Annotated in this window: 23 protein-coding genes and 1 tRNA gene; 8 read left to right on the top strand and 16 right to left on the bottom strand. The window is 63.8% G+C overall.

The annotated features are described in order from the left end of the window. Positions 1-156: 156 nt before the first annotated feature. The gene (locus tag AC0L21_RS25365; RefSeq protein WP_473264463.1) at positions 157-1,356 is read right to left on the bottom strand and encodes a DNA recombination protein RmuC; all 1,200 of its coding nucleotides are present in this window, start codon (positions 1,354-1,356) and stop codon (positions 157-159) included. 170 nt (positions 1,357-1,526) lie between these two features. Between AC0L21_RS25365 and def the strand changes: the two genes are divergently transcribed. From def to truA, 3 genes are all read left to right on the top strand, one after another. Continuing rightward, entirely contained in the window at positions 1,527-2,051 is a 525-nt protein-coding gene (def, locus tag AC0L21_RS25360) for a peptide deformylase (RefSeq protein WP_473264462.1), read from the top strand. Between the two features lie 126 nt (positions 2,052-2,177). Beyond that, positions 2,178-3,128, top strand: coding sequence for a methionyl-tRNA formyltransferase (fmt, locus tag AC0L21_RS25355; protein ID WP_473264461.1), 951 nt, complete (start codon positions 2,178-2,180; stop codon positions 3,126-3,128). Then, positions 3,128-3,865: a tRNA pseudouridine(38-40) synthase TruA gene (truA, locus tag AC0L21_RS25350; RefSeq protein ID WP_473264459.1), complete on the top strand. Its 738-nt coding sequence runs from the start codon at positions 3,128-3,130 to the stop codon at positions 3,863-3,865. The genes fmt and truA overlap by 1 nt, the downstream gene beginning before the upstream one ends. A 157-nt stretch (positions 3,866-4,022) precedes the next feature. Here the strand turns inward: truA and dapE are convergent, their stop codons facing one another. From dapE to rpmH, 11 genes are all read right to left on the bottom strand, one after another. Then, positions 4,023-5,189: a succinyl-diaminopimelate desuccinylase gene (gene dapE / locus AC0L21_RS25345; protein WP_473264458.1), complete on the bottom strand. Its 1,167-nt coding sequence runs from the start codon at positions 5,187-5,189 to the stop codon at positions 4,023-4,025. Further along, positions 5,186-5,839 (bottom strand): DUF805 domain-containing protein, encoded by a 654-nt coding sequence (locus AC0L21_RS25340; RefSeq protein ID WP_473264457.1) that lies wholly within the window; start codon positions 5,837-5,839, stop codon positions 5,186-5,188. The genes dapE and AC0L21_RS25340 overlap by 4 nt, the downstream gene beginning before the upstream one ends. A 232-nt stretch (positions 5,840-6,071) precedes the next feature. Then, positions 6,072-6,917 (bottom strand): 2,3,4,5-tetrahydropyridine-2,6-dicarboxylate N-succinyltransferase, encoded by an 846-nt coding sequence (gene dapD, locus AC0L21_RS25335; RefSeq protein ID WP_473264456.1) that lies wholly within the window; start codon positions 6,915-6,917, stop codon positions 6,072-6,074. Positions 6,918-7,106: 189 nt separating this feature from the next. Further along, positions 7,107-7,802 (bottom strand): pyrimidine 5'-nucleotidase, encoded by a 696-nt coding sequence (locus tag AC0L21_RS25330; protein WP_473264455.1) that lies wholly within the window; start codon positions 7,800-7,802, stop codon positions 7,107-7,109. Positions 7,803-7,998: 196 nt separating this feature from the next. Beyond that, positions 7,999-8,985 carry a DUF1036 domain-containing protein gene (locus AC0L21_RS25325; RefSeq protein WP_473264495.1) on the bottom strand — a complete coding sequence of 329 codons (987 nt, stop codon included), beginning with the start codon at positions 8,983-8,985 and terminating at the stop codon, positions 7,999-8,001. A gap of 155 nt (positions 8,986-9,140) precedes the next feature. Next, a complete protein-coding gene (gene argB, locus AC0L21_RS25320) occupies positions 9,141-10,028 on the bottom strand; it encodes an acetylglutamate kinase (RefSeq protein WP_007597683.1) in 888 nt (295 codons plus the stop codon). A 110-nt stretch (positions 10,029-10,138) separates the two neighbouring features. Further along, positions 10,139-10,465, bottom strand: coding sequence for a DUF423 domain-containing protein (locus tag AC0L21_RS25315; RefSeq protein ID WP_473264493.1), 327 nt, complete (start codon positions 10,463-10,465; stop codon positions 10,139-10,141). A gap of 38 nt (positions 10,466-10,503) precedes the next feature. Then, complete coding sequence (yihA, locus tag AC0L21_RS25310; RefSeq protein WP_473264454.1) at positions 10,504-11,157, bottom strand: ribosome biogenesis GTP-binding protein YihA/YsxC; 654 nt, start codon at positions 11,155-11,157, stop codon at positions 10,504-10,506. Between the two features lie 98 nt (positions 11,158-11,255). Continuing rightward, positions 11,256-13,103, bottom strand: coding sequence for a membrane protein insertase YidC (gene yidC, locus AC0L21_RS25305; RefSeq protein WP_473264453.1), 1,848 nt, complete (start codon positions 13,101-13,103; stop codon positions 11,256-11,258). A gap of 13 nt (positions 13,104-13,116) precedes the next feature. Continuing rightward, on the bottom strand, positions 13,117-13,572 hold the full coding sequence (rnpA, locus tag AC0L21_RS25300; protein ID WP_473264452.1) for a ribonuclease P protein component: 456 nt from the start codon (positions 13,570-13,572) through the stop codon (positions 13,117-13,119). 27 nt (positions 13,573-13,599) lie between these two features. Next, positions 13,600-13,734 (bottom strand): 50S ribosomal protein L34, encoded by a 135-nt coding sequence (rpmH, locus tag AC0L21_RS25295; protein WP_008542748.1) that lies wholly within the window; start codon positions 13,732-13,734, stop codon positions 13,600-13,602. Positions 13,735-14,118: 384 nt separating this feature from the next. Between rpmH and AC0L21_RS25290 the strand changes: the two genes are divergently transcribed. Both AC0L21_RS25290 and AC0L21_RS25285 read left to right on the top strand, forming a co-directional pair. Then, on the top strand, positions 14,119-15,618 hold the full coding sequence (locus tag AC0L21_RS25290; protein WP_473264451.1) for an ATP-binding protein: 1,500 nt from the start codon (positions 14,119-14,121) through the stop codon (positions 15,616-15,618). 162 nt (positions 15,619-15,780) lie between these two features. Then, a tRNA-Arg gene (locus tag AC0L21_RS25285) sits at positions 15,781-15,857 on the top strand. A gap of 198 nt (positions 15,858-16,055) precedes the next feature. Here AC0L21_RS25285 and AC0L21_RS25280 read toward each other — a convergent pair. Continuing rightward, positions 16,056-16,580 (bottom strand): PaaI family thioesterase, encoded by a 525-nt coding sequence (locus AC0L21_RS25280; protein ID WP_473264450.1) that lies wholly within the window; start codon positions 16,578-16,580, stop codon positions 16,056-16,058. Between the two features lie 5 nt (positions 16,581-16,585). After that, positions 16,586-17,557, bottom strand: a complete 972-nt coding sequence (locus tag AC0L21_RS25275; protein WP_473264449.1) for a quinone oxidoreductase family protein — start codon at positions 17,555-17,557, stop codon at positions 16,586-16,588. A 148-nt stretch (positions 17,558-17,705) separates the two neighbouring features. Here AC0L21_RS25275 and AC0L21_RS25270 point away from each other — a divergent pair, with 148 nt between their 5' ends. Then, entirely contained in the window at positions 17,706-18,251 is a 546-nt protein-coding gene (locus tag AC0L21_RS25270; RefSeq protein WP_473264448.1) for a TetR/AcrR family transcriptional regulator, read from the top strand. 260 nt (positions 18,252-18,511) lie between these two features. Here the strand turns inward: AC0L21_RS25270 and AC0L21_RS25265 are convergent, their stop codons facing one another. Further along, the gene (locus AC0L21_RS25265; RefSeq protein ID WP_473264447.1) at positions 18,512-18,871 is read right to left on the bottom strand and encodes a hypothetical protein; all 360 of its coding nucleotides are present in this window, start codon (positions 18,869-18,871) and stop codon (positions 18,512-18,514) included. A gap of 100 nt (positions 18,872-18,971) precedes the next feature. On the opposite strand from AC0L21_RS25265, the gene AC0L21_RS25260 reads away from it, so the two are divergent. Continuing rightward, on the top strand, positions 18,972-19,457 hold the full coding sequence (locus AC0L21_RS25260; protein ID WP_106941182.1) for a hypothetical protein: 486 nt from the start codon (positions 18,972-18,974) through the stop codon (positions 19,455-19,457). Between the two features lie 194 nt (positions 19,458-19,651). Then, a complete protein-coding gene (locus AC0L21_RS25255; RefSeq protein ID WP_473264446.1) occupies positions 19,652-19,810 on the top strand; it encodes a hypothetical protein in 159 nt (52 codons plus the stop codon). 32 nt (positions 19,811-19,842) lie between these two features. On the opposite strand, the gene AC0L21_RS25250 is transcribed toward AC0L21_RS25255, so the two are convergent. Beyond that, positions 19,843-20,865 (bottom strand): LLM class flavin-dependent oxidoreductase, encoded by a 1,023-nt coding sequence (locus AC0L21_RS25250; RefSeq protein ID WP_473264445.1) that lies wholly within the window; start codon positions 20,863-20,865, stop codon positions 19,843-19,845. Between the last annotated feature and the right edge of the window lie 191 nt (positions 20,866-21,056).

The following is a 21,056-nucleotide window of genomic DNA, read 5'->3' as shown; positions in this document are numbered from 1 at the left end:
CCCCCCCCCCCCCCCCCCCCCCCCCCCCCCCCCCCCCCCCCCCCCCCCCCCGCCCCCCTTTTTTCCCCCCCCCCCCACCAACCCCCCCCCCCCCCCCCCCCCGGCGGCCGCCGGCCCCCCCCCCCCCCCCCCCCCCACGACAGTGTGTTCTATATTCTACTCCCCCGCCTGGAGCTTCCGCGGGAACAGTTCGGCAGCGCCGGTCGCCACGAGATGTGGGGCTTCGGGCGCATCGCTCTTGCTGAAATCGAGCTCCTCGATCCGGCCCGCGCGCTTCTCGATCTTGTCGGCGGAGATCAGGATCTGGCGGACGTCTTCGTTGGCGTCGGCAAAGTGCTTCTGCAATTTCAGCACGCGGTCGCGCAGGCGGCCGAGATCGTCGCCGAGCTTGATCACCTCGGTCTGGATCTGGTCGGCAGCGTCGCGCATACGCGCGTCCTTCATGATCTGCTGCATCACCTGGATCGCCAGCATCAACAGCGAGGGCGACACCAGCACGACACGGGCGCGATACGCCTTCTGAATCACGTCGTCGAAACCGTCGTGGATTTCGGCGTAGACCGATTCCGATGGCACGAACATCAGCGCCATGTCCTGGGTCTCGCCGGCGACGAGATATTTTTCCGCAATGTCGCTGACATGCTTCATCACGTCGCCGCGCAGCCGCTGCGTGGCGATCCGCTTCTCCTCGTCGCTGCGCGCGTCATGCAGCGCGGTCATCGCTTCCAGCGGAAATTTCGCATCGATGCAGAGTGGCCGCTGGTCGGGCAGGAACACGACGCAGTCCGGACGCTTGCCGGTCGAGAGCGTGAACTGGAACTCGTAGGCGCCCTTCGGCAGACCGTCCTGGACGATCGCCTCCATCCGCGCCTGACCGAAGGCGCCGCGCGACTGCTTGTTGGCGAGCACGTCGCGCAGGGTCGTCACCTGCGTCGTGAGGTCGGTGAGGTTCTTGTGCGCGCTGTCGATGATGCCGAGCCGCTCGTGCAGCGCGCGCAGGCTCTCCATGGTGTTGCGGGTGGTGTGCTCCATGGACTGGCCGACCCGGTGGGTCACCGAATCCAGCCGCTCGTTGACCGCGCGTGCCATGTCGGCCTGGCGGCCGGCCAGCGTCTGGGTCATGGCGTCGACGCGGCCCGAAGCCTCGCTCTGGGCATGCAGCATCTGGCTGATGCGCTCCTCGAGCTCGTCGGCGCGGATCGCGTTGGCCATCGCGAGTTCCGCCCCCCGCCGCCCGGAGCGTGCGATCACGACCGCAATCACCACCATCAGGATGAGGACCAGGGCGCCAAAGCCGATCAGCGCGTCCACGGTGCGCACCGGCCAGTCGCCGAGCATGAAAATGATCTCGTTCATGCCCTGCTTCTAGCCGATTCGCGCGCTGACACGAACGAATAGCGAACATTTATGGCAAATGCCCTGCCAACATTTATGGTTAACGAAAGGCGAAGTTTTATGGTTAGCGGAGGGTTAACGGGGTTCCCGGCCGGATTGACCGCATCGAACGCGCGGCTTAAATCGCGGCCATGGCCCTCAGAGAAATCATCATCCTGCCCGACAAGCAGCTGCGTCTGGTCTCCAAGCCGATCGAGAAGGTCACGCCGGAGATCCGCAAGCTTGCCGACGACATGTTCGAGACCATGTACGACGCGCCCGGGATCGGGCTCGCGGCGATCCAGGTCGCGCAGCCGTTGCGGTTGATCACCATGGACCTTGCCAAGCCCGACCAGGACGGCGAGACCAAGCCCGAGCCGCGCGTCTTCATCAATCCGGAAATCATCGCCTCCTCCGAGGACCTGTCGGTTTACGAGGAAGGCTGCCTGTCGATCCCCGAATATTACGAGGAGGTCGAGCGCCCCGCGAAGGTGCGGGTGCGCTACACCGATCTCGACGGCAAGCTGCACGAGGAGGACGCCGAAGGTCTCTACGCCACCTGCATCCAGCACGAGATCGACCATCTCAACGGCGTGCTGTTCGTCGACTATCTGTCAAAGCTCAAGCGCGACCGCGTGCTGAAGAAGTTCGAGAAAGCCGCCAAGCGCGCGGAGTGAGTCTCTCGCCGTCATGGCCGGGCTTGACCCGGCCATCCACGCCTTGCTTGCTTTCTCGCCAAGACCGTGGATGCCCGGGACAAGCCCGGGCATGACGGAGAAACAAGCCTTACCGAGCGCCGCCACATGCCCCTCCGCCTGATCTTCATGGGCACGCCCGATTTCTCCGTGCCGACGCTGCTCGAACTGGTCGCGCATGGCCACGAGATCGCGGCCGTGTATACGCGCGCGCCGAAGCCCGGCGGCCGGCGCGGGCTGCAATTGCAGCCGACCCCGGTGGAAGAGGCCGCGCGAAAGCTCGGCGTGCCCGTGCTGACGCCGAAGACTTTGAAAACGCCGGAGGCGCTGGCAGAATTTCGCGCCTTCGACGCCGATGCGGCCGTCGTCGTTGCCTATGGCATGATCCTGCCGCAGGCGATCCTCGATGCGCCAAAGCTCGGCTGCTACAATCTGCACGCCTCGCTGCTGCCGCGCTGGCGCGGTGCTGCTCCCATCAACCGCGCGATCATGGCCGGCGATAAAACGAGCGGCGTCAAAGTAATGAAAATGGATGTCGGTCTTGATACGGGAGATGTTGCCACAATCAAGGCGACGACCGTAGTCGAAATCAAGAATTCCACGACTGCTGGTGATCTGCACGACGAGTTGATGCGCCTTGGTGCGAATCTTATGGCGTTAGCAATCGACCGACTACGTCGCGACAAGAAGCTTCAGCTTGCTCCGCAAAACGACGAAGCCAAAGTCACCTACGCCGCCAAAATCGACAAGGCCGAAGCGCGCATCGACTGGACCAAGCCCGCCATCGATGTTCTGCACCACATTCATGGTCTCTCCCCATTTCCGGGAGCGTGGTGTGAAATGCCAATCGATGGCAGGCCTGTCCGAGTCAAAGTATTGCGATGTGTGACTACCCAGCGTTCCGGGGAACCTGGGACGCTACTCGATGACAGACTTCAGGTCGCTTGTGGAAGTCGCTCAATTCGGATCACCGAATTGCAGCGCGAGGGCAAAACGCGGATGCTTGCGGAGGATTTCTTGCTCGGCACGCCCGTGAAGCCGCCGATGCGGCTGGCCTGATGCCCCGCTACAAGCTCATCATCGAGTATGACGGCGCGCCGTTCTTCGGCTGGCAGGTGCAGGAGACGCTGCCCTCGGTGCAAGGTGCGCTGGAGGCTGCCGTCAAGGCGATGACCGGCGCGGATGCGCGCGTGCACGGCGCCGGGCGCACCGATGCCGGGGTGCATGCGCGCGGCCAGGTCGCGCATGTCGATATCGACAAGCAGTTTCCGCAGGGCCGTTTTCGCGACGGGTTGAACGCGCATCTGCGCCCGCATCCTATCGCCGTGCTCGAAGCCGAGATCGTGCCGGAGACTTTCGAGGCGCGCTTCTCGGCCGTGAAGCGCCACTATCGCTATCGCATCGTCAACACCCGCGCCAATCTCGCGCTCGATGCCGGCCACGCCTGGCGCGTGCCGCGCCGGCTCGACGCCGATGCGATGCATGCGGCGGCGCAACGCCTGCTCGGCAAGCACGATTTCACCACCTTCCGCGACACCGAGTGCCAGGCCAGGTCGCCGGAGAAGACGCTCGATCAGCTCGACGTGTTGCGCGACGGGCGCGAGATCACGATTCTCACCTCGGCGCGCTCGTTCCTGCACAGCCAGGTGCGCTCGATGGTGGGGTCGCTGATGTGGGTCGGCGAAGGCCGCTGGACGGCCGACGATCTCTCCGCAGCGCTCGCCGCGCGCAACCGCGCCGCCTGCGGCATCGTCGCCCCGCCGGACGGGCTGTATCTGATGCAGGTGGATTATTAGGAGCGGGGAGTTCTCGCCTCCCCACCGGTGTCATGCCCCGCGCAGGCGGGGCATCCAGTACGCCGCGGCGTCTCGGCTCAATCAGCGCTGTCTCTGGAATATTGGATCGTCCGCCTTCGCGGACGATGACAGCGGAGAATGGCGCGGCAGTCGTGGCCTACCCAAAATACCTCGCCAAAATCCCGCGATACACTTTCGTCAACTGCTCCAGGTCCCTGACCGGCACGCGCTCGTCGACCTGGTGCATGGTCTGGCCGACCAGGCCGAACTCGATCACCGGGCAATAGCTCGAGATGAAGCGTGCATCCGAGGTGCCGCCTGAGGTCGACAGCTCCGGCTTGCGGCCCGTCACTTCCTCGATCGCGGACACCGCGAGTTCGGTGAACGGGCCAGGCTTGGTCACGAACACATTCGAGTTCGAGGGCTCCCAGACGATGCGGGCGCGGATGCGGTTGCCGCAGGCTTTTGTCAGCCGCGTCTCGACCAGCTCGCGCAGGCTCGCCTGGGTGTGGTTGTCGTTGTAGCGGATGTTGAATTTTGCGCGGGCTTGGCCTGGGATGACGTTATTGGCGGTGTTGCCGACGTCGACCGAGGTGAATTCGAGATTGGAAGCCTGGAACTGCGCGCTGCCATGGTCGAGCGGCTCGTCGGAGATCGCCACGATCAGCCGCGCGATGTCAGGCACCGGATTGGCGGCGCGGTGCGGATAGGCGACGTGGCCCTGCACGCCGTCGACATACAGCGTGCCGGATTGCGAGCCGCGGCGGCCGACCTTGATGGTGTCGCCGAGGGTCTCGACATTGGAGGGCTCGCCGAGCACGCAATGATCGAATTTCTCGCCGCGCTCGGCCGCCCACTTCAACAGCTTGATGGTGCCGTTGATGGAGACGTCTTCCTCGTCGCCGGTGATCAGAAAGGAGATCGAGCCTTTGACATCGGCGCGCGGCTTGCCGTCGTTGGCGGCAAGATGCTCCAGCACCGCGGCGACCGAGCAAGCGATGCCGCCCTTCATGTCGACCGCGCCGCGGCCATGCAGAAAGCCGTCCTTCACCTCGCCCGAGAACGCGCCGACGCTCCAGGCGCTCTCGTCGCCAGGCGGCACCACGTCGGTGTGGCCGGCAAAAGTGATGTGCGGCCCGTCAGTGCCGATCCGCGCATAGAGATTGTCGACGTCGGCGGTGCCAGGCTCGCTGAAGGTGACGCGGTGGCATGTGAAGCCGGCCACGGTGAGAGCTTGTTCGAGCACGCCCAGCGCACCGGCATCGGCCGGAGTTACCGAGGGGCAGCGGATGAGATCGCGGGCGATCGAGAGAGCATCGGTCATACGCTCCGCTTAACATGCATGCCGCCGGGTGGGCTAGCACTGGGCGGGACAAATTCGATCTCGCTCTGCTGGTCCCAGCTGTTCGCCGCAGGCGAGGCGGGCGCGGAGCCACCTTCAACGTCGGCCAGTGGATCAGGGCCGAACCGGTTGTCGCCGGAGGTGCCTGGCACAATGAACATTTCCACGAGGCCCCAAAACCACGGAATGTGCACGGCCCAGGCGAGGGCAAGAACCCAGTTTGATTCGGTGGGTAGCAGGTCTGAGAATTGGTCGAACAACGCGGGCACGACGAAAAAGGGAACCAGCCACCAGCCGCTCCGGTCGCGATCGTGCAGCCGCTTGGTCGCTGTTGCGAGGTAGATCCACAGGAATAGCGAGCTGCCGAGCACCTTGAGGATGAGGGTCGCGCGATCGGTCGTAGCCAGCAGACGGTAGGCCCTGGGATCGACCACGTTGAAGATGTCATCGACACCGAAATCGAAGTCGACCTTGAGGTTGAAAACGAAAGTTGCGGCCCCGTTCAGCACCTTGATGGCCTGGTCGATCATCCCAAGCAGGGCCGCCAACACCATGACGATCAGCAGCGCCTGCCACAGCAGTGCGCGATTGATGCGGCCGTCGAAACGGAAGAGATACCAGGTCCAGTCCATGCCAAAGGCTCCGGGCGGGAGAGGTCGCCCGGATGTTGGTCGAGATTGGGGGAGGGTGGGTTCGATGCCGCTGCCAGACCCGTCATCCTGAGGTGCGAGGCCTGCGGTGCAGAGCACCGCAGGGGGAGCCTCGAAGGATGAGCGGCCACGATGCTGCCAGCAGCCGGGCCGTCGCCCTTCGAGGCTCGCCGAAGAGGCGAGCACCTCAGGGTGACGGTGAGATAGTTAGTCCCTAATCCCGCAGCAGCTCGTTGATGCTGGTCTTGGAGCGCGTGCGCTCGTCGACGCGCTTGACGATGACGGCGCAGGCGGTGCTCGGGCCGATCTGGCCGTTCTTCATGGGCTTGCCGGGCAGCGCGCCGGGAACGACGACCGAATACTCGGGCACTTCGCCGATAAAGACCTCGCCGGTGTCGCGGTCGACGATCTTGGTCGACGCACCCAGGAATACGCCCATCGACAGCACCGCGCCCTTGCGCACGATCACGCCCTCGGCGACCTCGGAGCGCGCGCCGATGAAGCAATCGTCCTCGATGATCACAGGCTCGGCCTGCAGCGGCTCGAGCACGCCGCCGATACCGACGCCGCCGGAGATGTGCACGCGCTTGCCGATCTGCGCGCAGGAGCCGACGGTCGACCAGGTGTCGATCATGGTGGATTCATCGACATAGGCGCCGAGATTGACGAAGGACGGCATCAGCACGACGTTGCGCGCAATGAAGGCCGAGCGGCGCACGATGGCGCCGGGGACGGCGCGGAAACCGGCGTCGCGAAAGCGGTTCTCGCCCCAGCCGTCGAACTTGGAGGGCACCTTGTCCCACCAGGTCGCCTTGCCGGGGCCGCCGGGAATGGCGCCCATGTCGTTGAGGCGGAACGAGAGCAGCACCGCCTTCTTCAGCCACTGATTGACCTTCCACTTGCCGTCGGCCCCGCGCTCGGCAACGCGGGCCTCGCCCTTGTCCAGAATCTCCAGCGCGTGATCCACTGCCTCGCGAACCTCGCCCTTGGTCGAGGTCGAAACGCCGTCGCGCGCCTCGAAGGCGCCGTTGATGGTGGATTCGAGGGCGGACAGGGACATCGGGATTTCCTCACAGGCAGGCGGGAATTTGCGGTGATTTGGAGCGCTTTTTCGGGATTTGGGGGGACGGAGTCAAGCTTGGTTCGGTGTCATCACCCGCGAAAGCGGGTGATCCAGTACGCCGCGGCGGTCGTGATGACTCGAGACGGCGGCGATTACTGGATACCCCGCCTTCGCGGGGTATGACGGCTACCTTGGTTGGGACAGCCTTCCCAAGAACCCCGCGAGATCATCCGTGACATGGTCGACATGGGCGGCATCACGGCCCGCCAGCTCCCAGTCCTCACGCACGACCTCTTTCGTCCCATCCGGCACCACCAGCACCGTCGTCATTCCGAGTTCGTGCGGGACGGTGAGGTTGCGGGCGAGGTCCTCGAACATCGCGGCGCGGGTCGGATCGACCGAATGGTCGGCGAGAAACTTGCGGTAGGTCTGCGGCGCCGGCTTCGGCTCGAACTCGGCGGCGATGATGTCGAACGCGCCGTCGAAATGCGTGGCAAAGCCGAGCCGCGCCAGCACCGCATCGACATGATCGACCGAGCCGTTGGTCAGGATCAGCTTTCGCCCCGGCAGTTTTGCAATGGCCTCGCCGAGTGCCGGGTTCGGCTCCAGCGGCGAGTGATCGATCTTGTGGACGTAGGCGAGATAGTCGTCGGCGCGGACGCCATGCAGGGTCATCATGCCGCGCATGGTGGTGCCGAAACGCTGGTAATAATCCTTCTGGATCTTGCGCGCTTCCACCGCTGTCAGATTCAGCCAGTTGCAAACGAACTCGGTGATCCGTGCATCGACCTGCTGCCACAGATTGACGTGGTGCGGATAGAGCGTGTTGTCGAGGTCGAACACCCAGGTGTCGACATGGCCGAAGGCGCGAGGAGATTTCATTTTCACTCTCTATCCGTTGACCGCGGCGGCGCTCCACCCTCAATCGTCGTCCTGGCGAAAGCCAGGACCCCTACGCCGTGACGGATCATTGGGGCACTCTGGTCGTCGTTCTCTGCCAAACCTAATCCTGCGGTCATGGCTCCTGGCCTTCGCCAGGACGACAGCGGAGTGCGCGTCCTGATCACAACACCACCCGTCACGGCATCGCAAAGCGCAGCGTCTTGCCGCCGCTCGACATGTCCACCGCGCCAAATCCCGTCGCCGCGAAGCCGCGCGCGCCGCAGTCGGTCTGCTCGTTGGTCTCGAACTTGGTCTCGCGCGTGCAAAGCTGCCTGTCGCCGCCCCAGTTCAGCGGCTTGTCCTTCAGCTTGACGATTCGGTTGTCGGCGTCGATGGCTTCCGCGAAGCTGAAGATCTGCTTCGGCTGGCCGCTTACGTCAGGGTGCAGGCAGGTCTTGGGGTCGATGCGATACCAGCCGCGGCTGGTCACCGACTTGCCGTCGTCGGTGGCGACCGCCGCCATCACCTTGTGCGTGGTGTCGTTGCACCAGGTGAGGCCGGTCGCAGACGGCGTCTGCACGGCATCGACCATGGTCTTGAAGAAGTTCGGCGACGACAGGATGTCGGACGACAATCCGCGGCTCTTCAGGAAAGCGGCCAGCGCGCCTTGCGTCTTCGGCCCGTCGACGCCGTCGATTGGCGCGGCGTCATAACCTGCGATCACCAAAAGCCGCTGGATGCCGGCAAGGCGAGCCTGCTCGTCGTCATATTCGGAGTCCTCGGCGAGATAGGCGACGAAATTGCCGTCCGCGCCTTGCGTCGGCGTGATCTGGGTGAAGGCGGCCTGGGTCTGGCCGCTGCGGCACTGCCGCGCGGCCGCGATGACGAAATTGTCTTGCGCGACGCACAGCGTGTCGCTGCCGTTCTGCGGGATCGGGGATGCGCCGTAGACGCCGAGCGCGCGGGCGTTGAGCAGGATGCGGTCGGCGGAGAGCGTGCCCTGCACCACCACGCGGCAGGTAGCGGGGTCGATCCTGAACCAGCCGCGCGTCGCGGTCGCCGCCTTGTCGTCGATGCCGATCGCGGCCTCGACGACATAGGACATGCGATTGCAGATTTTCAGGTCGGCGAAAGCCGGTGCGGAGGAGAACACGAACGAGATGGCTGCAGCAGGGAGCGCCATCAGGAAGCGCGTCAGGACGGAGCGGCGAGGCCGCCGAGTCCTCAACTCGTCATGCCCGGGCTTGTCCCGGGCATCCACGTTCTTGGCGCGGGACGAAAGGTCGTGGATGGCCGGGACAGGCCCGGCCATGACGGCGTCTCTCGTTTTCTCTTCTCTCACTTGTGGATCAGCGTGCCCGTGCCGGTGTTGGTGAAGAGCTCGAGCAAGACCGCGTGCTGCATCTTGCCGTCGATGATGACGACACCCTCCACGCCCTGTTCGAGCGCGTAGATGCAGGTCTCGACCTTCGGGATCATGCCGCCGGAAATGGTGCCGTCGGCGATCAGCTTTCGCGCATCCTTGACCGAGAGCTGCGGGATCAGCTTCTTGGATTTGTCGAGCACGCCCGGCACGTCGGTGAGCAGCAGCAGCCGCTTTGCCTTCAGCGCGCCGGCCACGGCGCCGGCAAAAGTATCGGCGTTGACGTTCAGCGTCTGGCCCTCTTTCGAGGTCGCGAGCGGCGCGAGCACGGGGATCAGCTCGTAGCCGATCAGCTGGTTGAGCAGCGTGAGGTCGACCTTCTCGGGATCGCCGACGAAGCCGAGATCGACCGCCTTCTCGATGTGCGAGTCCGGATCCATGATGGTGCGCGTCGTCTTGGACGCCTTCACCATATTGGCGTCCTTGCCGGACAGCCCCACCGCCTTGCCGCCGGCCTCGTTGATGTAGCCGACGATCTGCTTGTTGACGGAGCCGGCGAGCACCATCTCGACGATCTCGATGGTGGCGGCATCGGTGATGCGCAGGCCGGCTGCGAATTCCGAGACGATGCCGAGGCGCTTGAGCATGGTCGCGATCTGCGGGCCGCCGCCATGCACCACCACCGGATTGATCGCGGTCTGCTCGAGCAGCACGATGTCGCGGGCAAAATTTTTCGCGGTCTCCTCGTCGCCCATGGCATGGCCGCCATACTTGATGACGATGGTTTCCTCGTCATACTGCTGCATGTGCGGCAGCGCTTCGGACAGGATGCGGGCCTGGTCGAGCGGGGAGATTTCGGTCATGAGGCGGATCTCGCTGGCGGGATACTCGGGCCGCGTTCTATCCGATTGGCGGGCGGGGCGCAAAGCGATGTTCTTCCCCTCTCCCGCAAGGGGAGAAGGAAGAAGAGTGATTATTTCCTCACCACCGCCGCCGCGAGCGTCACCGCCAGCCAGCTCAAGATCATCACCGATCCACCCGTCGGCGCCGCATAGGGAAACAGCGAATGGCCGGCATATTGCCGCAAGGTGAGGTCGCCCGCGAACAGCGCGGCGCCGGCTGCGAAGCCGGACGCGGCGACGATGCCAATTCCGTCGTGCAGAAGGCCACGCCCGAGCAGGGCGACGGCCGCGAGTATGGCGGTTGCATGAAACAGCAGCATGGCGCTTGCGGCGGCGAGCCGGCTCGCATCGCCGCCATGCGCGGAAGCCGCGGCCAGCGCGACGCCGGCGGCGCCCATCACACCGGCAACCCCGATCAGCAGGCGGAATGCCGCCGTCACGAGGTCCGCTCTTCCAGCAGCTTTGCGATCGCGGCGCGCAGCTCGGCCATACCGGTTGCGCTCCGCGACGAGGTCGCGAGCACGTTCGGGAACGCGGCCGGACGCTTGGCGAGCGCAGCCTCGGTCTCGACGATGCGCGATTGAAGCTCGGTGGCCTTGATCTGGTCGGTCTTGGTCAGCACGATCTGGTAGCTGACCGCGGAGCGATCGAGTGTCTTCAGGACTTCGAGATCGACGTCCTTGAGGCCGTGCCGCGCGTCGACCAGCACGTAGACGCGCGCGAGGCTGGCGCGTCCGAGCAGGAATTTGTGGATCAGCTCGGTCCAGGACGCGACTTGGCTCTTCGGCGCCTTGGCATAGCCATAGCCGGGCATGTCGACCAGCCGCAGGTCACTTTTCCCGGGGACCTCGAAGAAGATCAGCTCCTGGGTGCGGCCCGGCGTATGCGAGGTGCGCGCCAGCGCGTTGCGGCCCGTCAGCGCGTTGATCAGGCTGGACTTGCCGACATTGGAGCGGCCGGCAAAGGCGATCTCCAGCCCCGCCATCGGCGGCAGCGTTTCAGTCGAGGGCGAGGCCCAGATGAACTGCCAGTCGCGGGTGAACAGTTTTCGCCCGACCTCGATCAGCTTCGCATCTTCGTCGTCGGTCATGCGAAGGCTTTCAGTTGGTTTACCTCGTCATTGCGAGCGACTTGTCCGCCGTAGCTCGAAGAGCGAAGGCGGAAGCGAAGCGCTCGCAATAACTGTGGCTACGTCGCCTTCTTCGCGAACGTCGCCTTGAGATTATCGAATAACTCCACCTTCACGCCATTGCGGCGCATGATGAAGCTCTGCTGCAGCACCGATAGCGTGTTGTTCCAGGCCCAGTAGATCACGAGGCCTGCCGGGAAGCCCGCCAGCATGAAGGTGAAGATCAGCGGCATCCAGTTGAAGATCATCTGCTGGGTCGGATCCGGCGGCGTCGGATTCAGCTTCATCTGGAACCACATCGTGATGCCCATGATGATCGGCCAGATGCCGAGCGCCAGGTAGTGGCCGAACACCGGGATCGTGGTCGGATCGAACGGGATCAACCCGAACAGAGTGAACAGGTTGGTCGGGTCCGGCGCGGAAAGATCCTTGATCCAGCCGAAGAACGGCGCGTGCCGCATCTCGATGGTGACGAACAGCACCTTGTACAGCGAGAAGAACACCGGGATCTGGATCACCACGGGAAGACAGCCGGCGACCGGATTGATCTTCTCCTTGCGGTAGATCTCCATCATCTCCTGCTGCTGCTTCACCTTGTCGTCAGGGTAACGCTCCTTCAGCGCCTGAAGCTGCGGTTGGACCGACTTCATCTTCGCCATCGAGGCGTAGGACTTGTTCGCCAGCGGGAAGAACAGGAGCTTCACGATCACGGTCACGAGCAGGATCGAGATGCCGAAATTGCCGAAGAAGCGGTAGAAGAAGTCGAGGCCGAGGAACATCGGCTTGGTGATGAAGTAGAACCAGCCCCAGTCGATCAACAGATCGAAATGGTTGAGGCCGAGTTCCTTGTTGTAGCCGCCATGGCCGGCGAGCGGGAAGTTGATGCCGACGACGCTGGCTTCCTTGGCGCCGGCGAACAGCCGCGCGTTCGCGGTCGCGGAGCCGCCGATCGCGACGGTGACGGGATCGAGCAGATAGTCGGTCTGGTAGGTGTGGACGTTGCCGCTCGGGTTCGACGAGAAGCGCGCCTGAATCTGCGCGCTGGTGTCCGGCAGCAGCGCCGAGGCCCAGTATTTGTCGGTCATGCCGAGCCAGCCATTGGTGGCCTTGAAGTTCACCGTCCTGGCTTCGTCGATTTTCTTGTAGGCGTATTCCTGCAAGCCATCGAGATAGCCGATCAGGCCTTCATGCAGGATGTAGTAGCCGGAGACCTGCGGCGTGCCGTGGCGCGAGATCAGCGCGAACGGATAGAGCGTGACCGGCGCGTTGCCGACATTGCTCACCTCGTCCTTCACGGTGAAGAGGTAGTGGTCGTCGACCGCGATGGTGCGGCGGAAGCTGAGGCCTTCGCCATTGTCCCATTTCAGCACCACCGGCGTTGTCGGCGTCAGGCTGCCGCTGCCGTCCTGCTGCCAGACGGTCTGCGCGTCCGGCAGTTTCGCCGTCACGCCCGTCGCCGGCACCCAGCCGAACTCGGCATAATAGGGCTCCGCGGTCCCCGAGGGCGAATACAGAACGATCGGCGGTGACTTCGGATCGACCGTTTCGCGGAATTGCACCAGCGCGACATCGTCGATGCGTCCGCCCTTCAGCGAGATGCTGCCTGCGATTCGCGGCGTCTCGATCTTCACGCGCGGGCTGGCGGCAATCGCAACGTCGCGCGCAACGACCGGCTGGGCTTGCTGGTTCGTGCTCGGCGTCGCCGGTTGGGCCGTGCTGCCGGCCTGCGGCGTGGCGCCCGGCGTCGCGGACGCCGTCGGCTGCGGCGTGGTCTTCTGCAGCTCGGCCTGCGCCTGTTGTTGGGCGCGCTGCTTCTCCATCGCCGGCATGTTGTAGAAATATTGCCAGGCGATCAGCACGAAGCCCGACAGAATGACGGCGAGGATGGTATTGCGGTTGTCGGTCATCATTCTCTCGTCATCAATCCGGTTTGCGGCTGGTCGCAGGAGCGGGGCCGGGCTTTAAGCCGTCGGTTCTTGAGTCGGTTGTTGGGCTGCTTTTTGAGCCGCGTCCCTTGTGCGTATGCCGCGCGGGCTTCGCGAACGCTATGCGCAGATCGTCGAGCATGGTGGCGAAGTCGCGCGAGAGCGCGTCCCTTCGGCCGACCAGCACATAATCATGATGGGGCTGCATCGACACCGGATCGAGCCGCTTCACCAGTTCGCGAAGCCGGCGCCGGATGCGATTGCGCTGGGGGGCGTTGCCGTTCTTTTTGGTGACGGTGAAGCCGATCCGGATCGGGCCGCTGTCGTCTCGGCCAAGGTTTTGGCGGTCAAGGCTTCGGCGGTCAAGGCTTTGCAGGACGAACGCGGAACTATTCACCCGCGCGCCATTGGCAACGGCGAGGAAATCCGCTCGCTGCCTCAGCCGATCCATGATGAAATCCCAAAAAGGGGGTCCGGCTCAGGCGCTCAGACGCTTGCGGCCGCGGGCGCGGCGGGCGGCGAGCACCTTGCGGCCGCCGGCCGTGGCGAGACGGGCACGGAAGCCGTGACGGCGCTTGCGCACCAGTTTGCTGGGTTGATAAGTCCGCTTCACGGGTTTTTCTCCGCTGACCGGGCAATTTGCCTGTAGAATTGATGATAAAGTCCGGAAGATGCTGCCCAAAACGAGCCTTTTTCGGCCCCAAGAGAGCCGCTCCCGGCGGTCACACCGGGTCATCGCGGACAATTGGCCGGCTTATATGCGAGCGCCTTCTTTTCGTCAACGCCGCACAAGAGCTCAATTCCGGCGAATATCGCTGTCCGTGCGGGGTTTTTAACCCTTGAGGTAGCGACTCGCCAGATCTGCGCTTACATCCGACCTTGGCAGATTGACGATCTGTAATTTGACCGCGCTGGGGGCGGGCCGCATCTTCATACGCGCCAACACCCTTCACCCGGCGACATCTTTCATCCGGCAAAGGCAGCGAGGGCGAATTTCGTGGCAGCGACAGACCTCCAGCCGGTCCAGGATGTGGATCAGCGGGACCCGCCGGCGGCGCTGCCGCGGGGGACGCGCGGGCTTGGGCTGTCCGGCAAGCTGCTGCTGCTCACCGTTCCCCTGGTGATGATCGCGGCCATCCTGCTCTACGTGCCGGCCATCGCCAACTTCTGGGTCAACCGGCTCAACGACCGCGTCGCCGCGGCCAACACGGCGGCGCTGGTGCTCGATGCGGCGCCGCTCGGCATGGTCCCGGATTCGCTGTCGCGCGAGATCCTGAAAAGCATCAATGCGCGCGCCGTCGCCATCAAGATGGGCCAGCAGCGCCGTCTGCTCGCCAGCGACAATCTGCCGGCCGCCATCGAGCACGACATCGACCTGCGCGACATGACGGCGTGGGAGGCGATCACCGGCTCGTTCCGGATGATGCTGGAGACCGGCAACCAGGCCATCCGGATCGTCGGGCCCGGCGTCGGCAACGCCCAGTTCATGGAGATCGTCACCGACGAGCTGCCGCTGCGGCAGTCGATGTACCGCTTCTCCCGTAACGTCGTGGTGGTCGCGCTGATCATCGCGGTGCTGACCGCGGGCCTCGTCTATCTCGCCATGCATTATCTCTTCGTGCGTCCGATGCGGCGGCTGACCGCGAGCCTGGTCGGCTTCCACGAAAATCCCGAGAGTTCGGCGGGGATCATCGTGCCGAGCCAGCGCAGCGACGAGATCGGCGTTGCCGAGCGCGAATTGTCGGACATGCAGCGCGACCTGATGTCGATGCTGCATCAGAAGAGCCGGCTCGCCGCCCTCGGCCTCGCCGTCTCCAAGATCAATCACGATTTGCGCAATCTGCTGGCCTCGGCACAACTCCTGTCGGACCAGCTTGCCAGCGTGCCGGATCCGCGGGTGCAGCGCTTCGCGCCAAAACTCGTGCGCTCGCTCGAGCGCGCCATCGCCTTCTGCCAGTCGACCTTGTCCTACGGCCGCGCCCAGGAAGCCGCGCCCGACCGGCGCATGATCATGATCGAGCCGGTGGTGCTGGAGGTGCGCGAGACCGCGGGCCTGGCCAGCGACGCCTCGATCGCCTGGGTCGCCGCAATCGAGCGCGGGCTCGCGGTCGACGCCGATCCCGACCAGCTGTTTCGCGTGCTGCTCAACCTCGTCCGCAACGCCGCCCAGGCGTTGGAAAGCCATGCGTCCGCCGAGGGCGGCGCGCAGCAGATCCGGATCACGGGAAAACGCGAGGGCGCGGTCGCCATCATCGAGGTTTCCGACACCGGCCCCGGCGTGCCCCAGAAGACCCGCGATCACCTGTTCGAGGCGTTCCAGACCTCCGGCCGCCCCGGCGGCAGCGGCCTCGGCCTTGCCATCGCCGCCGAGCTGGTCCGCGCCCATGGCGGCGACATCCATCTGGTCGAAGGCACCATCGGCGCCACCTTCCGGATCGTCATCCCCGACCGCCCCGTGGAACTGCTCTCCGTCCGCAACGAGCGGGCGCGGGCGTAGTCGGCCAGCGGCCGAGTGCGGAAACCGTCATTTCCCAGCAAAATCTCCCCAATCCGGACCTTGCCAATCGGGGCAAGAGCGGTTAGTCAGAGCGCTCTTTCGCACCCCTCCGGCGTCGCCGGGGGTTGCCTGCGGGCAACGCCCGCACTGTCAGCGAAAAACGCGCCCGTAGCTCAGCTGGATAGAGCATCAGACTACGAATCTGAGGGTCGGACGTTCGAATCGTTCCGGGCGCGCCATTTACGCCAAAGCACGATATGGACGGCCTGCGGCTACCGTTCGACCCAAACGCATCTTGATCTCCGCCATTTTTCCCACAACTCGCGCGCTGTTTGACCAGCTATATAGCTCTGATTTGGTCTGGTTGGCGCTGTGATGAAGTCGCAGTCATTAGCTCGCAGCAATCGATCTTTCACGGCGGCAGCGATCATGCGACGTCACGGTTCTCTATGCGGTACCACCTCGAAGATCAGGCAGGTCGTGCTCGCCTGGGCGAAAAGCCTGCCACTCGCATCCGACAAGCTCGCTTCCGCCATCGCTGTCTGGCGGCCCAGATGGATGACGCGCCCGACCGCCTTCATTGGTCCGGACTCGCGCTTGACGCCCCGGAGGTAATTCACCTTGATCTCCAGCGTCGTGTACGCCCGTCCGAAAGGAAGCTTGGTGTGGACGGCGCAGCCCATTACCGAGTCGAGAACCGTGGCGATTATGCCGCCATGGACTGAGCCGATCGGATTGTATTGCGACTCTTGCGGCTTCAGAACCATTTCAACGCTGCCATCCCCAACTCGGTCGATGCTGAAATCGACCAGACGGCAGATCGGCGGGAGCGGAACGTCGCCTCGAAGCATAGCTTCGAGGAAATCTCGCCCGCTCATCGTCTGACCTGCTGCGGCCAAGGCTTGCGGATCGTCCCAGCGAATTGTGCGCTCGCGCGGGAGCTGTGCGGATAGCGTCGGCATGTCGATCATCCAGCCAGGACGACTTTGCCAAACGGTCGATCCTCGATCAGATGGCGCAGGGCTTCGCCCGCTTCACCGAGGAGATAGACCCGCTCGACGACAGGTTTGACTGATCCGCCCACGATCAACGGAATGATGTCCCGCCATGCCGCGGCAACGTCGAGCGGTGACTGGGCGAACAAAGAGAAACCGCTCATACGCGCGCCTTTCCAGATCAGGTCTGTCACATCGATCGTGGTCTTGCGTCCGGCGGAATAGCCCAGCGTAATCAGGACACCGCCGAATGTGAGGGTGCTCAGCGCCTCACTGGTCACGGTGCCGCCGATGCCATCGATAACGATGTCGACGCCCTTGCCGTCCGTTATCCGGCGTACGCCGTCGGCAAGATCTTCCGCCGAAAGGTCGATCACGTCTTCGAAACCAAGCTCGCGTGCTCTGGCGGCTTTCGCAGCGCTACCGGCCGTTGAAATCACCTTGCCGGCGCCCTGTGCCCGCGCGAGCTGATAGGTCGCGTTGCCCACCGACCCACCGATTGCCGGAGCCAGCACCGATTTGCCCGGTTTGAACCCTGAGAGCGTCAGCGTGATCTGCGCCGTCAGATAGGCCACCGGGAGGCTGGCCGCGACGACATTGTCGATCGCGTCGGGCACGAGCGCTGCATCTTTGGGGCTCACCAGCAGCCATTCTTGCCATGCGCCGTTTTCACGAACGCCATAGGGACCGGCGAACATCACGCGACTTCCCACCGCAAAACCGGAGTCGCCGGCATCCTCGATCACGCCGACGCCTTCATTGCCGAGCACCAACGGCGCCTTCGCCCGGGGCAGCCCACCCGACAGAATTGTGTGATCAAGCGGCGTGACGCCGGCGGCCGTGACGCGAACCAGCAACCTGTCCTTTGCCGGTTTCGGTTTGAGCAATTCGATCTGCCGCAGCCCGCCATAGCCGGAGAACGTTTCCGCCTGGATCGCACGCATCGATATTCTCCGTTAAAGTTACAGACCTGTTAGTAACTTGTATATTACGGACAGGTCTGTAACTTTGTCAAACGATAAGTCAAGGCGAGAGCAAGCGGATATGGAGACAGTAACCCGACCCCGGCGGGGCGCCCCGCCAAGGGGCGAAGTGAGCGCCCGCGAGCGTATTCTTGCGACGGCAAGCGAATTGTTTTACCGCGAAGGCATCCGCGCCATCGGCGTAGACACGGTCGTCGAGCGATCCGGTGTCTCGAAGACGAGTCTCTATCGCCTTTTTGAATCGAAGGACGCTTTGATTGCTGCCTTCGCCGCCGAACAGGATCGGTTGTTCTGGGTGTGGTGGGATCGTATTGAAGACCAGCACGCGGGTGATCCACGCGCTATTCTCGAGGCTTTGCTTTCCGGTATCGCAAAGCGGATCACGCACCCCGCCTATCGCGGTTGTCCGTTCCTCAACCTGGCGACGGAATTTCCTGACGACAACCATCCGGGCCGGGTCATCGCCCGGCGCAACAAGAAGGAAATGCGGACGAGGCTCGCGGCCTTGCTTGGCAAATTTGGCGTCGGTGATCCCAACCGCACCGCGTCACAAATAGCGCTGATCATCAACGGCGCATACGTAACGGGCCTCATCGCACAACCGGCTGATCTGAGGGGCGACCTCAGCGATGCCGTCATGAAGTTATTGGTCTAGTGATTCCATCGCGTGAGCGCGCTACATCACAGGCGATCACATCTCTTCGGGTTCTGGCGTGATTTTGGACGCAGCATCATAGCGCCACGGCGAAGCAAGAGGGCCCATCTTCATCGGCCGCGGCGCGCTATTTCGGAATACGCGATCAGCGCCGATTTCCCCACCCGACCCGTTCGGTTTCATCCCCAGCGGCGTACGCGATTCGCGAGTACAATTCGCTGCACTGCTTCCAGGATTCCGAGTGCCGTGACCAAACTCGCTTAGCGCCGCCCAACTTCCTGCGCCGCCGGATCCGAACCAAGCCCCTTGCTCGTCAGCAAACGGTTGAACTGATCGGCGGAAAAAAGCTGCCCGTCCGGAGCCGTTATCGACACCGCAAAACCATTCACCGCGTGCTTGCGGGCCAGGATCACCGCAACGATCGCGCTGTCACGGAAATCCACGGTGCGGCAGTCGTCTTTTATAGCTTCGATGATAAATGTCATTTGGCCCACGACCAACGTTGGCACGCGCCAATTGCGCGCCGGGCAATTCAATCCCGTATCGGTGAAAATGATATTGCCGACAAGCCAGCTATTGACCCGATGGAACCGCGACCATACCCATATTGGGGTAAACAACAGACCGATCCTGCCTCACGCCCTCCGCCACGGATACGGACAACCGGCTTGCAACGGGCTTGTGGCGTCGGACCGGAAAACCGTAGAAACGGGACTGGTGATGGTTGGTACGACTGAAGGCGAGGACATCGCGTCGGATTTGATCCGAACCGTCTCTCGACACTCGTTGGCCTACATGCTGTGCGCGGCCAGCGAAATGTTCCGCCACTACGATTTCGATCCGCTGGACTTGATGATCATTCATGCGGTCTTGAACGCCAACGTTCTCAAGATCATGAAGAACCCCGAACTGGACCGGCAATTTGGCAGTATCCAGGCGGTCGAGCCGGACAAGATCAAGCAGGGCGTTTCCCGTGCCGCCCTGTCCCGCTTTTTCGGTCTGCCGATCGAAACCGTCCGGCGGCGCGCCGATCGCTTGAAGAAGCAAGGCATTTTCCGTGAGACCGACCAGGGACTGATCGTAACCGAGGCTAACCAGTTCAAGTTCGGCAATAATCACGAGCTGCAGCGAACCAACATGCTCCTGGTGCGGAAATTCCTCCGGGACCTGACGGAAGCGGGCGTCGAGCTTCCGGGCGGGATTTGATGGCCGGATCCGGCGCTTGTTTGCCGGCGGCATCCTTGGCGCCAAGTGAGACGATCCGGTTGAATCTTCTTCGCGCATCGCTGCCGTGAGGTGCGGCACGCAAGATCACCTGTAATCTGCTTCACACGCAAATGCCCCTAATGACGCTAGATGGAACAGGCGGCGCCTTCCGCGTGGCCTGTTCGGAGCTGGCGATGATGGCTGCACTGGCAAAGGCGATATCCCGCGCGACGAGAACCAACGTCGACGTCGAAATTCTGAAAGTCCTCGCGATCTTTTCCGGCGCGGGTTTGCTGCCCTCTCTCGTGGCCGCAATGATCTACGGACAGGCTGCCAGCGCCGCTTTGTTTTGAGAGCGCGCGCTTCGCCAAGTCGAGGGTTCGCTTCAGCGCCACCCCAGCGCCGGCGCCACGTGCGTGAGGATCGCCTCGATCGCGTGCGTGCAATAGTCGACACCGAGCTGGTTCGGGATCGTCAACAGCAACGTGTCGGCCTCGGCGATCGCTTCGTCCTGCTTGAGCTGTTCGATCAGCACATCCGGCTCCGCGGCATATGAGCGGCCGAAGATCGCGCGGGTGCGCGGGTCGATGAAGCCGACCTGGTCCTCGCTGCCGCGCTCGCCACCGAAATAGGCGCGGTCGCGATCGTCGATCAGCGCGAAGATGCTGCGGCTGACGGAGACGCGGGGCTCGCGGGCGTGGCCGGCCTCTTTCCAGGCTGCGCGATAGGTGCGGATCTGTGCGGCTTGCTGCACATGGAAGGCCTCGCCGGTCTCGTCGTTCTTCAGCGTCGAGCTCTGGAGATTCATGCCGTGCTTGGCGGCCCAGACCGCCGTCGCATTCGAGCCGGCACCCCACCAGATCCGTTCGCGCAGGCCTTCCGCATGCGGTTCGAGCCGCAACAGCCCCGGCGGATTTGGAAACATCGGCTGCGGGTTGGGCTTTGCAAAACCTTCGCCGCGCAAGATGTCGAGAAAGACCTCGGCATGACGCCGCCCCATGTCGGCGTCGCTCTCGCCCTCGGCCGGCTGGTAGCCGAAATAACGCCAGCCGTCGATCACCTGCTCGGGCGAGCCGCGGCTGATGCCGAGCTGGAGGCGCCCGCCGGCGATGAGATCGGCAGAGCCTGCGTCCTCCGCCATGTACAGCGGATTCTCGTAGCGCATGTCGATCACGGCCGTGCCGATCTCGATCTTGCTGGTCCTGGCGCCGACCGCGGCGAGCAGCGGAAAGGGCGAGGCGAGCTGGCGCGCGAAATGGTGCACCCGGAAATAGGCGCCGTCAGCGCCGAGCTCTTCCGCCGCAACCGCAAGCTCGATGGATTGCAGCAGCGTGTCCGCGGCCGAGCGGGTCTGCGATTGCGGCGAGGGCGTCCAGTGCCCGAAGGAGAGGAATCCGATTTCTTTCATGGGGGCAACATATGGATGACGGGCAGAGTTTGCGACACCTCGGCCGGAGGAAAGATGGCAAAGATGGAAGGCGTGTGCTCGTAGGTGGTGCCGCCCCGGGGGAAGCACACCTAAACGGACAAAGCTGCAAGCGCGCCTTTTTGACCCGGAGCTGAAATTCAGCGCATTGCCCCGTGTTGCTGTCGTGAGCA

This window comes from Bradyrhizobium sp. WSM4873 (genome assembly GCF_055811355.1).
This window is presented reverse-complemented; position numbering and strand designations above follow the sequence as displayed.

Bases quoted from the DNA above. Each gene is read 5' to 3' on its own strand.
- AC0L21_RS25365 (WP_473264463.1), bottom strand. From the start codon at position 1,356: ATGAACGAGATCATTTTCATGCTCGGCGACTGGCCGGTGCGCACCGTG.
- def (WP_473264462.1), top strand. From the start codon at position 1,527: ATGGCCCTCAGAGAAATCATCATCCTGCCCGACAAGCAGCTGCGTCTG.
- fmt (WP_473264461.1), top strand. From the start codon at position 2,178: ATGCCCCTCCGCCTGATCTTCATGGGCACGCCCGATTTCTCCGTGCCG.
- truA (WP_473264459.1), top strand. From the start codon at position 3,128: ATGCCCCGCTACAAGCTCATCATCGAGTATGACGGCGCGCCGTTCTTC.
- dapE (WP_473264458.1), bottom strand. From the start codon at position 5,189: ATGACCGATGCTCTCTCGATCGCCCGCGATCTCATCCGCTGCCCCTCG.
- AC0L21_RS25340 (WP_473264457.1), bottom strand. From the start codon at position 5,839: ATGGACTGGACCTGGTATCTCTTCCGTTTCGACGGCCGCATCAATCGC.
- dapD (WP_473264456.1), bottom strand. From the start codon at position 6,917: ATGTCCCTGTCCGCCCTCGAATCCACCATCAACGGCGCCTTCGAGGCG.
- AC0L21_RS25330 (WP_473264455.1), bottom strand. From the start codon at position 7,802: ATGAAATCTCCTCGCGCCTTCGGCCATGTCGACACCTGGGTGTTCGAC.
- AC0L21_RS25325 (WP_473264495.1), bottom strand. From the start codon at position 8,985: ATGGCGCTCCCTGCTGCAGCCATCTCGTTCGTGTTCTCCTCCGCACCG.
- argB (WP_007597683.1), bottom strand. From the start codon at position 10,028: ATGACCGAAATCTCCCCGCTCGACCAGGCCCGCATCCTGTCCGAAGCG.
- AC0L21_RS25315 (WP_473264493.1), bottom strand. From the start codon at position 10,465: ATGGGCGCCGCCGGCGTCGCGCTGGCCGCGGCTTCCGCGCATGGCGGC.
- yihA (WP_473264454.1), bottom strand. From the start codon at position 11,157: ATGACCGACGACGAAGATGCGAAGCTGATCGAGGTCGGGCGAAAACTG.
- yidC (WP_473264453.1), bottom strand. From the start codon at position 13,103: ATGACCGACAACCGCAATACCATCCTCGCCGTCATTCTGTCGGGCTTC.
- rnpA (WP_473264452.1), bottom strand. From the start codon at position 13,572: ATGGATCGGCTGAGGCAGCGAGCGGATTTCCTCGCCGTTGCCAATGGC.
- AC0L21_RS25280 (WP_473264450.1), bottom strand. From the start codon at position 16,580: ATGCCGACGCTATCCGCACAGCTCCCGCGCGAGCGCACAATTCGCTGG.
- AC0L21_RS25275 (WP_473264449.1), bottom strand. From the start codon at position 17,557: ATGCGTGCGATCCAGGCGGAAACGTTCTCCGGCTATGGCGGGCTGCGG.
- AC0L21_RS25260 (WP_106941182.1), top strand. From the start codon at position 18,972: ATGGTTGGTACGACTGAAGGCGAGGACATCGCGTCGGATTTGATCCGA.
- AC0L21_RS25255 (WP_473264446.1), top strand. From the start codon at position 19,652: ATGATGGCTGCACTGGCAAAGGCGATATCCCGCGCGACGAGAACCAAC.
- AC0L21_RS25250 (WP_473264445.1), bottom strand. From the start codon at position 20,865: ATGAAAGAAATCGGATTCCTCTCCTTCGGGCACTGGACGCCCTCGCCG.